The sequence below is a fragment of the Streptomyces sp. NPDC033270 genome (assembly GCF_055576575.1).
In genome coordinates, this window is sequence record NZ_JBVIRA010000004.1 from 89004 (window position 1) to 101890 (window position 12887).

Sequence of the window (12887 nt, forward strand, 5' to 3'; positions counted from 1 at the left end):
TCTCGACGGTCGACAGGGCGCTCAACTGCTCTTCAGGAGCGGGTGGTTGGTGCCACACTTTGGCGCAATCAATACACTGCCGGCTTCCCCATCCTCGAACAACTGAGGTCTGGAGCGACCACTGGGACTCCCCGCGGGATGCGCCCCCGGCGACGCGAGCGGCCGGCCGCCTTATCACAATGCGAGCGGCAGGCGTCACTGGTATATGAATAACCGACCGAAGAGTATTTATGCAGCGCCCGCCAGGTAAGACGCTTTTCCCGAGGAACCGCGGCCGGGGCGCCGGTGCGTCGTCTCCGCCCGCGGAATTGCCCCGGATTCCGTGCCCGGTGCGTTCTCCGCGCGACGGAACGTCGTCGAGAACGTCCGGCAGAGCCCGTTCGACCCGTGAGCGTCGGGGCCGGGGTCCAGTCCCCGGTACGGCGCCGTCGCACCGGGGACTCCGCCGTCTTCCGTAGGCCAGTACGCTCCCGTCTCATGAGCGTGGACACGGGGCGGGACGGAAGAGGGGACACGGTCGAGCTGGTCTACCGGCCGGCGCGCGCCGACCTCCTCGCGGGCGTCCGGGTGCGTGAGCGCCGCCGGCACCTCCACCTGGTCCGGTGGGGCTTCACGGGACTGTTCGGCGCCGGCGCCGTACTGGCCGTGACCGCACCGCGAGGCTCCGCCCAGTCGTTCGTGACCGCCGTCTTCTGCGCCGCCGTGATCTGGTCGATCCCGCGCCTCCAGGCCCACCATGCGCTGCGCACGGTCTCCTGGCAGGGCGAGTACCGCACGTCCGTGAGCGAGACGGGCATCACGGCCGAGACCGCGCATGTGACGCTCGTACAGCGCTGGTCGGTCTTTCGTGGCTACCGCGAGACCCGCGACCACGTGGTGCTGCTCAGCCGCGACCCGAACATCCTGCTCGTGGAGGTGCTGCCCAAGCGCGGGCTGCGCTGCGCGCAGGACGCGGAGCAACTGCGGGAGCTCGTGGGCCGCCATCTGCCCCGCTTCTGAACCCTGCGCTTTGTATCGGGCGGGTATCGGGGAGCGCTTGGCCGGCCATCGAATCGGTGCGCCGGGCCCTGGCACGGTGCGGCCCAACGGGGCCGGCGTGCCGTGCCGGCGGCGGCTGTCCGAGTGGTGTCGTCCGGTCTGACCTGGGGATTCGCCGGGGGGGGGACACGGTGCGGGACCGGGAGGCACTCGTCCACGAGGCCGCCGGCAACCTGGGCAACCTGGGCAACCTGCTGACCCTGATGTACGGGCTGCTGGCCATCGGCGCCGTGATCTCCGCGCTGGGCATCGTCAACACGCCGGCCATGTCGGTCGCGGAACGCACCTGCGAGATCGGCGTACTGCGCGCCATCGGCATGGCCCGCGCCGGCGTCCGGCGGATGGACCTCCAGGATCCGCACCCCGACCGATCGGCGACCGCGTACGCCCGGCTGACCGGAAACCGCCTTACCCCCTTGTGCCGCCCGACCTAGCGTTGACTGTGTGACCAGATCTGAAATCTGGTCACGGCAGCGGAGGGGGCAGGCGTGGAACGGGCGGAGCGGGCCGAGCGCATCCTGGAGGCGGCGGGAGAACTGCTGCTCGCCTGGGGGTACGGGCGGCTGACGATCGAGGAGATCGCCCGGCGGGCCAAGGTCGGCAAGGGCACGGTCTACCTGCACTGGAAGACCAAGGAGGCCCTGCTCCTGGCCGTCGTGCTCAAGGCGCAGACCCGCACCCACCAGCGCCAGTTGGAGCGGATGCGCGCCGACCCGTTGGAGATCCTGCCGGGCCGGCACGTCAGCGGGCTCTTCCTCGACTTCCTGGACGAGCCGGTGCTGCGCGCCCTCTACACCGACGACTCCGACATCCTCGGCCGGCTCAACGACACCGCCAAGAAGGAGTTCGCCGAGCTGATCGCGCACGGCGACCGGACCCTGTACCGCCACCTCGAGGTGCTGCGCGCCCACGGGCTGATGCGCGACGACACCGACCTGCACCACCAGCAGTACACCCTGATGGCGATCGTCACCGGCTTCTTCATGTCCGAAGCGCTGCTCCACGACCGTGCCCCGGACACCCCGGAGGTACGTGCGGAACTCCTCGCCCAGACAGTCCGGAGCACACTGGAAACGTCAGTCGTGCCCGGCCACGGCCCCTGCCCGGCCCCCGACTCCGACCCCGTTCACGGCGCCGTCGTCGCGGCCGCGCCCGAGATCATCGCGCTCCACGAGCAACTGGGGGAGCACAGGGCGCAGGAGATGCGCCGGCAGGTTCGCAGCTGATCTTCGAGTCCCACCCTGACTCCACAACTCCAGACGACTCCCAACCGGAGGAGAACGAGATGTCGGCATTACCCAGCTCTCCGTTCGCCGAGCACGTGGGGAAACACCCGGGCGAGCCGAACGTGATGGATCCGGCGCTGATCGGCGACCCGTTCAGGGGTTACGGCGCGCTGCGCGAGCAGGCTCCGGTCGTCCGCGGGCGGTTCATGGACGACTCACCGGTGTGGTTCGTGACCCGCTTCGAGGAGGTCCGCCAGGTCCTGCGTGACCAGCGGTTCGTGAACAACCCGGTCTCCTCGGCCCTGGGCGATGCGCCCGGGCAGTCGCCCAGGGACCGCATGATGGACATGATGGGCTTCCCCGAGCACCTGCGCGTCTATCTGGCGGGCTCGATCCTCAACAACGACGCCCCCGATCACACCCGGCTCCGCCGCCTCGTGTCGCGCGCCTTCACCGCCCGTAAGATCACCGCGCTGCGTCCGCGCGTCGAGCAGATCGCCGACGAGCTGCTGGCCCGGCTCCCCGAGCACGCCGAGGACGGCGTGGTCGACCTGATCCAGCACTTCGCCTACCCCTTGCCGATCACCGTCATCTGCGAACTCGTCGGCATTCCCGAAGCGGACCGCCCGTTGTGGCGCAAGTGGGGCGCCGACCTCGTCTCGCTGGAGCCGAACCGGCTCGGCAGGACGTTCCCCGCGATGATCGACCACATCCACGAGCTGATCCGCGAACGGCGCGGCGCGCTCACCGACGACCTGCTCAGCGAGCTGATCCAGACCCACGACGACGACGGCAGCCGGCTGAGCGACGTCGAGATGGTCACCATGGTCCTCACCCTCGTCCTGGCCGGCCACGAGACCACCGCGCACCTCATAGCCAACGGCACGGCGGCGCTGCTCGCCCACCCCGACCAGCTGCGCCTGCTCAAGGACGACCCGGCGCTGCTTCCGCGCGCGGTCCACGAGCTGATGCGCTGGTGCGGGCCGGTGCACATGACCCAGCTGCGGTACGCCTCCGAGGACATCGAGCTCGCCGGTACGCAGCTGCGCAAGGGCGACGCCGTGCAAGTCATCCTGGTGTCGGCCAATTACGACCCGCGCCACTACACCGACCCGGACCGTCTCGACCTGACCCGGCACCCCGCGGGCCACGCCGAGAACCATGTGGGCTTCGGGCACGGGCCGCACTACTGTCTGGGGGCCTCGCTCGCCAGGCAGGAGGGCGAGGTCGCGTTCGGCAAACTGCTGGCGCGCTTCCCGGAGTTGTCGCTGGGCGTCGAACCGCAGCGGCTGGAGCGGCTGCCGCTGCCCGGTAACTGGCGGCTGGCGTCACTGCCGCTGCGGCTGGGGTAGCCGCGGGCGGGGGAGCGGGCCAGGGCGTGGCCATGACCCATCGGACACCCCCTGGCGCTCCCCCGCTCGCCCGAACTCGCCGGGCGGCGACGGTCACTGTCCGCCGTCCACCTGCGCCCTCCAGGTGACCGGCTGCGCGCTCTGCCCCTCACCGGTGAAGACGACGGCGGCCGGGGCATCGCCCTTCGGCAGCAGGTGGATCGAGCACTCGGTGACCACGCCGTTCGGCTTGACCATGTTGTCCGGCACGGCTTCGGGGCACTTGGCGACGCCGGGCCCGCCGATGTCGATCAGCAGCATCCTCTTCACGGTCTGCCCGCCGGCGGTCCGCAGCGTGATCCCCTGGCTCATGCTCGGCAGCAGGTCGTACTTGCCGCTGTTGCGGTACTGCATCGTCACGTAGTACGGCACCATCTTCTTCTGGTCCGCGTCCAGGTCGAAGCGGCTGAGGTCGGCGAGGGAGCCGGTGCGCACGCCCTTGGGGGTGATGCGCAGCGAGACCGGGCGGTCGCGGGTGTCCTCCGTGATGCCGTCGGCGGGCACGTCCGGGGCCAGCACCCCCTTGGAGCCACCCGCGCCGCCGCCGACCGGCCAGATGAGGGTGTCGCCGCCGTCGTCCTTGTAGGAGACGGTCGCCGGCGGCTGTTCCTTGGGCAGCATGAAGATCTGGCAGATCGCCGACGTGGCACCGGCGGCCAGTTCGGCGGCGCCGCCCTCGCGGCACTCGGGCGGCAGTCCGGAGCCGGTCGCCAACGGGTTGGACTGGAAGAGCGAGACCTGCTGGGCGGCCTCGCCGTTCGCCCCGTTGACGGAGAAGTTCCGCGCCGGATCCACCTGGCGCAGCGTGCTCTTGGCCGTGTTGGTGTACGAGAAGGTGAGGTAGTACGGCACCATCCCCTTCAGGTCGTCGTCCAGCCGGATGTGCGAGAGGTCGGAGTCCGAGCCGCGGGCGAGCCGGGTGGGCGTGAGCCGCAACGGATGCGCCTTGTCGTCGGAGTCGGTCCAGGTGGCCTGGCGCGGTGTGGCCTTCATCGGCAGCGGCTTGGCGGGCGTGACGGATTCCGACGCCCCCGGCTTCCTGGCCGTACCGGCCGCGCCGGAGCACCCCACGGCCAGCAGCATGAGCGCGCTGACACCCGCGGCACCAGCGATACGTATCGGCTTCCGCACGGCAAACCCCCGTTGATCTGTGCCGTCTGGCGCCTCACCACACGGCCGTCGACCGCGCCCCCGTCCGGCCCGGTCGGGCAGTCACGTTAGCCGCCGCGGGGAAGGGGGACGGCGGCGGTCCCGGGCCGGCCCTCGGGGCGCCCGGTCCGCCCTCACCGGGACGGCCCGCCCCGGCACGGACCGCCCTCCCCCGGCACGGACCGGCTCTCCCTCAGCGTGGACGGCTCGCCTTCAGCGAGTACATGAGGGGGATGCGGGGGCGGTCCCCGGGGAAGCGGTAGTAGCCGTCGTCGGCGCGGCGCAGGGCCGTGAAGCGCTGGAACATCGTCATGTCGTGTTCGTGCAGGAAGTCGATGCGCAGACCGGCGCCGGCGAGGGCGGAGACGACCTCGCCGAGCGGGTGCTGCCATTCGACGCTGCGGTTGTTGACCGTCGGCGCGTCGAAGTCCGTGTAGGTACCGGGTATTTCGTCGACCCAGGCGTCCCGGCTGAAGTAGTCGTGGATGATGCGCGACCCGGTCTCGTCGTCCAGCACGTCGCACAGCGGGTGGAACTCGGCGAGGTAGAGGAACCCGCCCGGGGCGACGAGGGAGGCGGCGGTGTCGGCCCAGCGTTCCAGGTCCGGGAGCCAGTTCAGGGCGCCGATGCCGGTGTAGACGATGTCGTACGCGGGGTCGGGGACGGCTTCGGCTGCGTCATAGACGTCGGCTGCGACGAACGCCGCGCGGTCCGGCGCGTAGCCGAGTTCGGCGGCCAGCTCTCGGGCCGTTTCGACGGCCTGCTCGGAGAAGTCCAGGCCGACGACGCGGGCGGCGCCGCGGTGGGCCCAGGAGAGGGTGTCCTGTCCGAAGTGGCACTGGAGGTGGAGCAGGGACCGGCCGGTGACGTCGCCGACCTCGGCGACCTCGAAGTCGCGGATGACGTCCCGGGCCCGGCGGAATCTGCCCTGGTCGTAATAATCGCTCGCGGTGTGGATGGCCACGCGCTCGTCCCACCTGGCGCGATTGGCCTCCCGCCAGTCGTCGGGGCCGCTATGTCCTTGCATACGACGAAGTTATCCACAGCCTTGCGGCCCTCGCCAACGCAATTCGAGCGCCGGGCGCAGAATGGGCCCATGACTGACGAGACGACCGCAGGTCCCGACCCCTCCATCGATCCGATCGCCCCGGCGGCCGCAGCCGACCGCTCCCCCGGGACGGGCCCGGCCGGGCCGATAGCGGGCACGGAGATGCCCGACTGGGAGAAGCGCTTCCGCGCCCCGCGGATCGGGCTGCCGGACTGGGCCGAGGACGCCCCGGACCGCTCTCTGTTCGTCTCGAACGCCACCGGCACCTTCGAGCTGTACGCCTGGGACCGGGCGACGGGCGGGCAGCGCCAGGCCACGGACCGGCCGAACGGCACGACGGACGGCACGCTGTCGCCGGACGGCGAGTGGATCTGGTGGTTCTCGGACACCGACGGGGACGAGTTCGGCGTCTGGATGCGCCAGCCGTTCGGCGGCGGCCCGGATGAGCCGGCCACCCCGGGCCTGGCTCCCTCGTACCCCGGCGGCCTGGAGATCGGCCGCGACGGCACGGCGGTCGTCGGCTGCTCCACGGACGAGGACGGCTCGACGGTCCATGTCGTACGGCAGGGGCAGCCGCCGGTGGAGATCTACCGCCATCGGGAGTCGGCGGGCGTCGGTGCTCTCTCGCACGACGGCTCGCTGATCGCCATCGAGCACACCGAGCACGGCGACGCGATGCACTCTGCGATCCGCGTCGTGCGGCCCGACGGCTCCGTGGTCGCCGAGCTGGACGACACCAACGGCGGGACCGAGGAGCTGGGCCTGTCGGTGATGGGCTTCGCGCCCGTGGACGGTGACTCCAGACTGCTGGTCGGGCACCAGCGGCGGGGCCGCTGGGAGCCCATGGTCTGGGATCCGCTGACCGGCGAGGAGACGGCCCTCGCCATCGATCTGCCCGGAGATGTCGGCGCCGACTGGTATCCGGACGGCTCGGCCCTGCTGGTGGAGCACGAGTACCAGGCGCGCAGCGAGCTGTGGCGCTACGAACTGTCCGGGGCGGGCGCCCAGGGGCTGACCCGGGTGGAGACCCCGGCCGGCACGGTCTCGGGTGCGACGGCACGGCCGGACGGCACGGTCGAGTTCCTGTGGTCCTCGGCCGCGCAGCCTCCGGAGGTGCGCTCGACGAGCGGCAGGGTCGTGCTGGACCCGCCCGGAATGAAGGCGCCCGGGTCGGTGCCGGTGCGCGACGTCTGGGTGGAGGGCCCCGGAGGCCGTATCCATGCGCTGGTGCAGCAGCCGGCGGGCGAGGGTCCCTTCCCGACCGTGTTCGACATACACGGCGGCCCGACCTGGCACGACAGCGACGCCTTCGCCTCGTCCCCGGCGGCCTGGGTGGACCACGGCTTCGCGGTCGTACGCGTCAACTACCGCGGCTCGACCGGATACGGCCGCGCCTGGACGGACGCGCTCAAGCACCGCGTCGGCCTGATCGAGCTCGAGGACATCGCCGCGGTGCGCGAGTGGGCGGTCTCGTCCGGGCTGGCGGACCCGGAGCGGCTGGTGCTGGCAGGCGGCTCCTGGGGCGGCTACCTCACACTGCTGGGCCTGGGCACCCAGCCGGACGCCTGGGCCGTGGGCCTGGCGGCGGTCCCGGTCGCGGACTATGTCACCGCCTACAACGACGAGATGGAAGCCCTCAAGGCGATGGACCGGACGCTGCTGGGCGGCACCCCCGAGGAGGTCCCCGAGCGCTTCGAGGCGTCGTCTCCGCTGACGTACGTGGACGCGGTGCGGGCACCGGTCTATATCTCCGCGGGCGTCAACGACCCCCGCTGCCCGATCCGGCAGGTGGAGAACTACGTCGAGCGGCTGGAGCGGCGCGGCCACCCGCACGAGGTCTACCGCTACGACGCCGGTCACGGCTCCCTGGTCGTGGAAGAGCGCATCAAGCAGGTTCGACTGGAGCTGGAGTTCGCCCAGCGGTACGTCATCGACAAGAAGCGGGAGAACTGACGGGGCACGGCCAGACCGGCCGCGCCGGCCCCACCGAACGCGACAGCCACACGGACACAGCACAGCCCTCGGTGAGGTAACCACCCGGCTACCGCGCGGCCTTCGCCCCGGGGGAGGGAGCCCTAGGGGGTGTGATGGGCGAGGGCGGCGTGCGGGTCGGTGCCTTCGGTGGTGTGGTCGGTGTGGACGGTCGCGGCGGTGAGCCGGGGGACGGCGTGTATGAGGGCGTGTTCGGCGGCGACGGCGAGGGCGTGGGCCTGCACCACGGTCAGAGCCGAGTCGACGACGATGTCGGCCTCGGCACGCAGGGTGTGGCCTATCCAGCGCATACGGACCTGCCCGACGTCGCGGACGCCGTCCACGGTGCGCAGGGCGGTCTCGGCGGTGTCGATGAAACGGGGGTCGACGGAGTCCATCAGCCGCCGGTAGACCTCACGGGCTGCGTCGCGCAGGACCATGAGGATGGCGGCGGTGATCAGCAGACCGATGAGGGGATCGGCCAGGCGCCAGCCCAGGGCGGCGCCACCGGCGCCGAGGAGGACGGCCAGGGAGGTGAAGCCGTCGGTGCGAGCGTGCAGGCCGTCGGCGACGAGGGCGGCGGAGCCGATCCTGCGGCCGGTGCGGATGCGGTATCGGGCCACCCACTCGTTGCCGACGCATCCGACCAGGGCCGCCAGCGCAACCGCCCACAGGTGCGTGACATCACGAGGGTGCAGCAAGCGGTCGACGGCTTCATAGCCGGCCAGGAGGGAGGAAGCGGCGATGGTCAGCACGATGGCGATACCGGCGAGATCTTCGGCACGGCCGTAGCCGTAGGTGTAGCGGCGGTTCGCCGCGCGGCGGCCCAAAACGAACGCGATGCCCAGCGGGACGGCGGTAAGGGCGTCGGCACCGTTGTGAATCGTGTCGCCGAGCAGTGCCACCGACCCGGACATCGCAACGATCACGGCCTGGAACACACAGGTCAGACCGAGGATCCCGAGCGAGAGCCAGAGGGTGCGCATCCCCTCGCGGGAGGTCTCCATCGCCGTGTCGACCTTGTCCATGGCCTCATGGCTGTGCGGGGTGACCAGGTGGACGAGCTGGTGCCGTAGCCTCGCCCACCGCCCGGCACCGTGGTGGCCGTCCGCGGTGACGTTCCCGCCGACGGCGCTGACACGAGCACCGGGGGCAGCCTGACCGTGGTGGTCGGCATGGCTGTGGTGGTCGGCATGGCTGGGGTCCCCGACGTGGCTTTGGTCCCCGACGTGGCTGTGATGGTGGCTGTCGTGGGCAGCGTGACAGTGATGGGGTGCGTGACCAGGGCCGTGACCATGGTGGCCGGCGTGCGGGTCGGTGGGTGTATGGCGGTCGGCGGGTGCTTGGTCGTGACCGTGATCGGCGATGTGCGGATGGTCATGGCCGTGCGAGCGGGAGTGGTTGCCTGCCATACGGCCTACCGTGGCACGCCGAGTCGATTGCGGCTACAACGGTCATACACCCGCTGACCAGGTGCAAAGCCGTCGCAGGTGGGGGTGGGGAGGGCGGGGGGGAGGGGGAGGGCCCCGGGGGGGAAGCCCCCAGGCCCCACCCCTCACACCCCAGCCCCCCACCCCTCACACCTCAGCCCCCACGCCCCACCCCGCACCCCTCACCCCTCCGGCAAGATCCCCAGTGCTGCGTCCCTCGCCGCTTCGGATTCGCGGCGGAAGAGGCGGAACCACATGAAGACGACGAATCCGGCGAAGACAAACCACTCGCCGGTGTAGCCGAGGTTCTGGAAGGCCTTGAGGTCCAGGCCGCTGCCCTCGGCGGCGGCCGGCGGGACGGCACGCAGCGGGGCCTGGACGTCGGTGAGCGTGATCCAGCCGTCGTAGACCTCGTACGGAACGATGTTGACCAGCGACGCCGCGCTGATCATGCCGAGCTGCCCGCGCGGCAGCCCGCCGCCGGCCTGGACGCCGTCGGTGCCCTGGTTCTCGGAGGCCTGCAGCGCCCCGGTGACCGTCACCTCGCCCTTGGGCGGCGCGGGAACCTTCGCCGTATCGGCCTTGGCGCCGGCGTCACCGGGCAGCCAGCCCCGCACGACGGGCAGGGCCTTGCCGCTGTCCGTACGCAGGAGGTTGAGGACGTAGAAGCCCTGCCGGTCGCCGTGTTCGTCCTTCAGGGAGCGGCCGGGTACGAGCAGTTGGTGACCGGGGTCGTAGTGCCCGCGCGCACTGGCCTGACGGCCGGAGGTGACCTGATCGACGGGCAGCAGGCCGGCGAGGGGACGGGCCGCCGCGGCCTTGGCCCGGGCGGAGCGGTCCTCCTGCTGCTGGTGGGAGTCGACCCGGTCCTCGAAGCGGCTCAGCTGCCAGCTGCCCATGAAGATGCAGAAGGGAATCGCCAGTACGGCGAAGACGTTGATCCCCCACCACCGCGGGGTCAGCAGGAACCGGTACACACCACCAACGGTACGGGGCCTGTACGGCGGGGCCGCACCGCCCCCTCCACCGCCCGCAGCCAGTCACGCGGGCCCGGGCCGTCGGCCGCTACTGGGTCGCCAGCGCCTCGGTGCGGTAGACCGTCCCGGCGCACGCGTCCGCGATCTTCGCCTCGGTCGCGGCGGGCTCCCCGGCCTCCGGCGTATGGCTGAGAACGACCCCTCCGGGCGCGGTTCCGCCACCACCGGTCCCGTCGTCGCCGCCCGCCTGACCGCTGCCGTCACCGCCCGTTGCGGCCCCGGCATCCGGGGACTGGTCCGGTTCCTTGGAGGCGTCGGGTGTCGGTGAGGGCCCCGGGGTGACGCATCCGGTGGGGCCGCCACCGGACTCGGGGATCCAGGCGAACTTGACCTCGTACGCCTCCCCCGGCTTGAGAACCAGCTGGTCAGGGGTGGTGGCCGGGTCGGGCAGGCCGGTGGCCTCGTCACCCGAGGTGTGGTCGACGACGTGGATGCGGTCCGGGTTCGTGGAGCCCTGGGCGACGACGCCGACGGCGCCACCGCCGTCGACGGAGCAGGCCGTGGCGGAGGTGTTGACCACGCGGAACGAGCCATAGACGCGGCCCGCGGAGTCCGCCGGAAGGACCGTTCCTGTGCCTTGGCCGAGCTGGTCGCGGGAGCAGACCGGCGAGGTGACGTCCATGGTCGCGTCGGGGGTGGGGGTACCGGCCCCGGCGCCGTGGCCCGCGCCGTTCTTGTCGGCGGCCTTGCCCTTGCCCTCGGGCGCGCGCCCACCGGGCTTCGCGCCGGCCGCGTCGGTCGGCCGAGGTCCGGCGTGCTCGGTCCCCTCGCCGTGTGCGCCTTCGGCACCGCCCTGGGAGCGCTGGCTGCTCGCGGTGTTGGCGGAGCGGTCCGTGGAACCGTCCGCGAGGTCCACGACATGGACCATGGCGGGGATGGACGTACCGCCGAGCAGCAGCGCGGCGGCCGCTCCGACGACGAGATGACGACGGCGCTGGCGGCGGGCGGGCACCGCGCGGCGCAGCTGCTCCAGCGCGTCCGTCGCGGGTTCGAGGTCGCCGACGCGGGACTGCAGGAGCCGCCTCAGTTCGTCCTCGCCGCCGAAGCCACCGCCCGTGGGATGGCTGCGGCCGTGCCGGTCGTCGTCATCGCCGCCACTGCCGCCACCGCTGCCGAAGGTGACGTCGGCCTGCGCATCACGGTCGTGCGCGGCGTCGTCGTAGGCGGTGACGTCGTCGTACGCGGTGGCCTCGTCACAGGCGCCGGCGTCGCCCTGGTCCGCCGCAGCACCCCGGCCCGTCTCCGCACCTTGGCTCGCCTCGGCTCCCCGGCCCGTCTCCGCGTCCCGGCTCGCCTCAACGCTCCGGCCGAGCGCCGCGCCGCCGCACGAACGGCCGCCGGCCGGCTCGCCTTCCTGGCGTCCCTGCGCCTCACGCACGGCATACGAACCGAACGCCCCATGCGCACCAACCGGCTCCCGCAGGCGACGTGTCCCCCACGCCCCCACCGAGTCCTGCCGGCCGAACCTCGTGCCACTCATGCGGGAGCCTCCATCGCGACGCGGAGCGCCGCGATCCCGCGCGACCCGTACGCCTTGACCGAGCCCAGTGATATGCCCAGCGTCTGGGCCACCTGCGCCTCGGTCATGTCGGCGAAGTAGCGCAGGACCAGTACCTCGCGCTGGCGGCGCTGCAGTCCGCGCATCGCCTTGATCAGCTGATCCCGCTCCAGCAGGTCGTACGCGCCCTCCTCGGCGCTGGCCATGTCGGGCATCGGCTTGGAGAGCAGCTTGAGCCCGATGATGCGGCGACGCAGCGCGGAGCGCGAGAGGTTGACGACGGTCTGCCGGAGGTAGGCGAGGGTCTTCTCGGGGTCGCGCACCCGTCCGCGTGCGGAGTGCACGCGGATGAAGGCCTCCTGGACGACGTCCTCGCAGGAGGCGGTGTCGTCGAGGAGCAGCGCGGCGAGACCGAGCAGCGAGCGGTAGTGCGCGCGGTAGGTCTCGGTGAGGTGGTCGACTGTGGTGCCCGCTGCCATCGCCTCGTCAGAGTCCCCACTCTGAGCAGGAAGCTGCGCGGGGCGCGTGGTGGGCCAGGGGGCGATCACCGGCATGCCCCCGGCCACACGGGGCCGCTGCGGGCGCACTGCTGCCCCTGCTGCGCCCGCTGGGGCGATCGTGAATCCGAGTACCTCTGCCACGCCTGTTGGACACGCTTCCCCCCATAAGGGTTGTACGCGCAAGGCACCGCTTTTGACGATGCATCAAATGCCCTCATGCGTACCAGCTCTTCCCGAATGTCCCATTCACCTTGACGCGCTTGCCCTGTCACCCGGGGCTCACCAAGCCGCCCGCGGGCATCACGGGCCACCCCTGAGGGCGGCCACAAAGACGCTCCCCGCCCAACTGCCGGTTGCAGTGCGGCGGGGAGCGAATGGTCGAACAGATCGTCAGTCCAGATCAAGACGTATGGACCAGCAATTCGCTCACAGGATCTTCACACATCCCGCAAAGTATCTCCCAGGCGGTCGGGACGCGACGGCCAATCCCGCCAAGTCACCCGAACCCGATGCCGTCATCCCAGGACTTACGACCCGTCGCGACGGACGCCCAGCTTGCCCCACCGGGACCACCGCGCTCCACCGACCCCCGCCTGCGC

Annotated in this window: 11 protein-coding genes; 5 read left to right on the forward strand and 6 right to left on the reverse strand. The window is 71.5% G+C overall.

Going from position 1 to position 12887, the window contains the following annotated elements; all coding sequences use genetic code 11:
• Positions 1 to 477: 477 nt before the first annotated feature.
• The 4 genes from ACZ5XZ_RS08520 (at position 478) to ACZ5XZ_RS08535 (ending at position 3616) form a co-directional block, all read left to right on the forward strand.
• Entirely contained in the window at positions 478 to 999 is a 522-nt protein-coding gene (locus ACZ5XZ_RS08520; protein WP_468975454.1) for a YcxB family protein, read from the forward strand.
• A 170-nt stretch (positions 1000 to 1169) separates the two neighbouring features.
• Entirely contained in the window at positions 1170 to 1472 is a 303-nt protein-coding gene (locus tag ACZ5XZ_RS08525; protein WP_468975456.1) for an FtsX-like permease family protein, read from the forward strand.
• Between the two features lie 54 nt (positions 1473 to 1526).
• On the forward strand, positions 1527 to 2264 hold the full coding sequence (locus ACZ5XZ_RS08530; protein WP_468975458.1) for a TetR/AcrR family transcriptional regulator: 738 nt from the start codon (positions 1527 to 1529) through the stop codon (positions 2262 to 2264).
• A gap of 59 nt (positions 2265 to 2323) precedes the next feature.
• On the forward strand, positions 2324 to 3616 hold the full coding sequence (locus ACZ5XZ_RS08535; protein ID WP_468975460.1) for a cytochrome P450 family protein: 1293 nt from the start codon (positions 2324 to 2326) through the stop codon (positions 3614 to 3616).
• A 93-nt stretch (positions 3617 to 3709) separates the two neighbouring features.
• Here ACZ5XZ_RS08535 and ACZ5XZ_RS08540 read toward each other — a convergent pair whose 3' ends face one another.
• Together ACZ5XZ_RS08540 and ACZ5XZ_RS08545 are read right to left on the reverse strand one after the other, a co-directional pair.
• On the reverse strand, positions 3710 to 4786 hold the full coding sequence (locus tag ACZ5XZ_RS08540) for a hypothetical protein (protein ID WP_468975461.1): 1077 nt from the start codon (positions 4784 to 4786) through the stop codon (positions 3710 to 3712).
• A gap of 211 nt (positions 4787 to 4997) precedes the next feature.
• A complete protein-coding gene (locus ACZ5XZ_RS08545; RefSeq protein WP_468975463.1) occupies positions 4998 to 5831 on the reverse strand; it encodes a class I SAM-dependent methyltransferase in 834 nt (277 codons plus the stop codon).
• Between the two features lie 183 nt (positions 5832 to 6014).
• Between ACZ5XZ_RS08545 and ACZ5XZ_RS08550 the strand changes: the two genes are divergently transcribed.
• A complete protein-coding gene (locus tag ACZ5XZ_RS08550; protein ID WP_468975954.1) occupies positions 6015 to 7805 on the forward strand; it encodes a S9 family peptidase in 1791 nt (596 codons plus the stop codon).
• Between the two features lie 122 nt (positions 7806 to 7927).
• Here the strand turns inward: ACZ5XZ_RS08550 and ACZ5XZ_RS08555 are convergent, their stop codons facing one another.
• From ACZ5XZ_RS08555 to ACZ5XZ_RS08570, 4 genes are all read right to left on the reverse strand, one after another.
• Positions 7928 to 9235 carry a cation diffusion facilitator family transporter gene (locus tag ACZ5XZ_RS08555; protein WP_468975465.1) on the reverse strand — a complete coding sequence of 436 codons (1308 nt, stop codon included), beginning with the start codon at positions 9233 to 9235 and terminating at the stop codon, positions 7928 to 7930.
• Positions 9236 to 9435: 200 nt separating this feature from the next.
• Complete coding sequence (locus ACZ5XZ_RS08560; protein ID WP_468975466.1) at positions 9436 to 10230, reverse strand: SURF1 family protein; 795 nt, start codon at positions 10228 to 10230, stop codon at positions 9436 to 9438.
• Positions 10231 to 10318: 88 nt separating this feature from the next.
• Complete coding sequence (locus tag ACZ5XZ_RS08565) at positions 10319 to 11770, reverse strand: hypothetical protein (RefSeq protein ID WP_468975468.1); 1452 nt, start codon at positions 11768 to 11770, stop codon at positions 10319 to 10321.
• Positions 11767 to 12429, reverse strand: a complete 663-nt coding sequence (locus ACZ5XZ_RS08570; RefSeq protein ID WP_384427792.1) for a SigE family RNA polymerase sigma factor — start codon at positions 12427 to 12429, stop codon at positions 11767 to 11769. Before ACZ5XZ_RS08570 ends, ACZ5XZ_RS08565 begins: the two co-directional genes overlap by 4 nt.
• Positions 12430 to 12887 lie beyond the last annotated feature (458 nt).

Bases quoted from the DNA above. Each gene is read 5' to 3' on its own strand.
- ACZ5XZ_RS08520 (WP_468975454.1), top strand. From the start codon at position 478: ATGAGCGTGGACACGGGGCGGGACGGAAGAGGGGACACGGTCGAGCTG.
- ACZ5XZ_RS08535 (WP_468975460.1), top strand. From the start codon at position 2,324: ATGTCGGCATTACCCAGCTCTCCGTTCGCCGAGCACGTGGGGAAACAC.
- ACZ5XZ_RS08545 (WP_468975463.1), bottom strand. From the start codon at position 5,831: ATGCAAGGACATAGCGGCCCCGACGACTGGCGGGAGGCCAATCGCGCC.
- ACZ5XZ_RS08550 (WP_468975954.1), top strand. From the start codon at position 6,015: ATGCCCGACTGGGAGAAGCGCTTCCGCGCCCCGCGGATCGGGCTGCCG.
- ACZ5XZ_RS08555 (WP_468975465.1), bottom strand. From the start codon at position 9,235: ATGGCAGGCAACCACTCCCGCTCGCACGGCCATGACCATCCGCACATC.
- ACZ5XZ_RS08565 (WP_468975468.1), bottom strand. From the start codon at position 11,770: ATGAGTGGCACGAGGTTCGGCCGGCAGGACTCGGTGGGGGCGTGGGGG.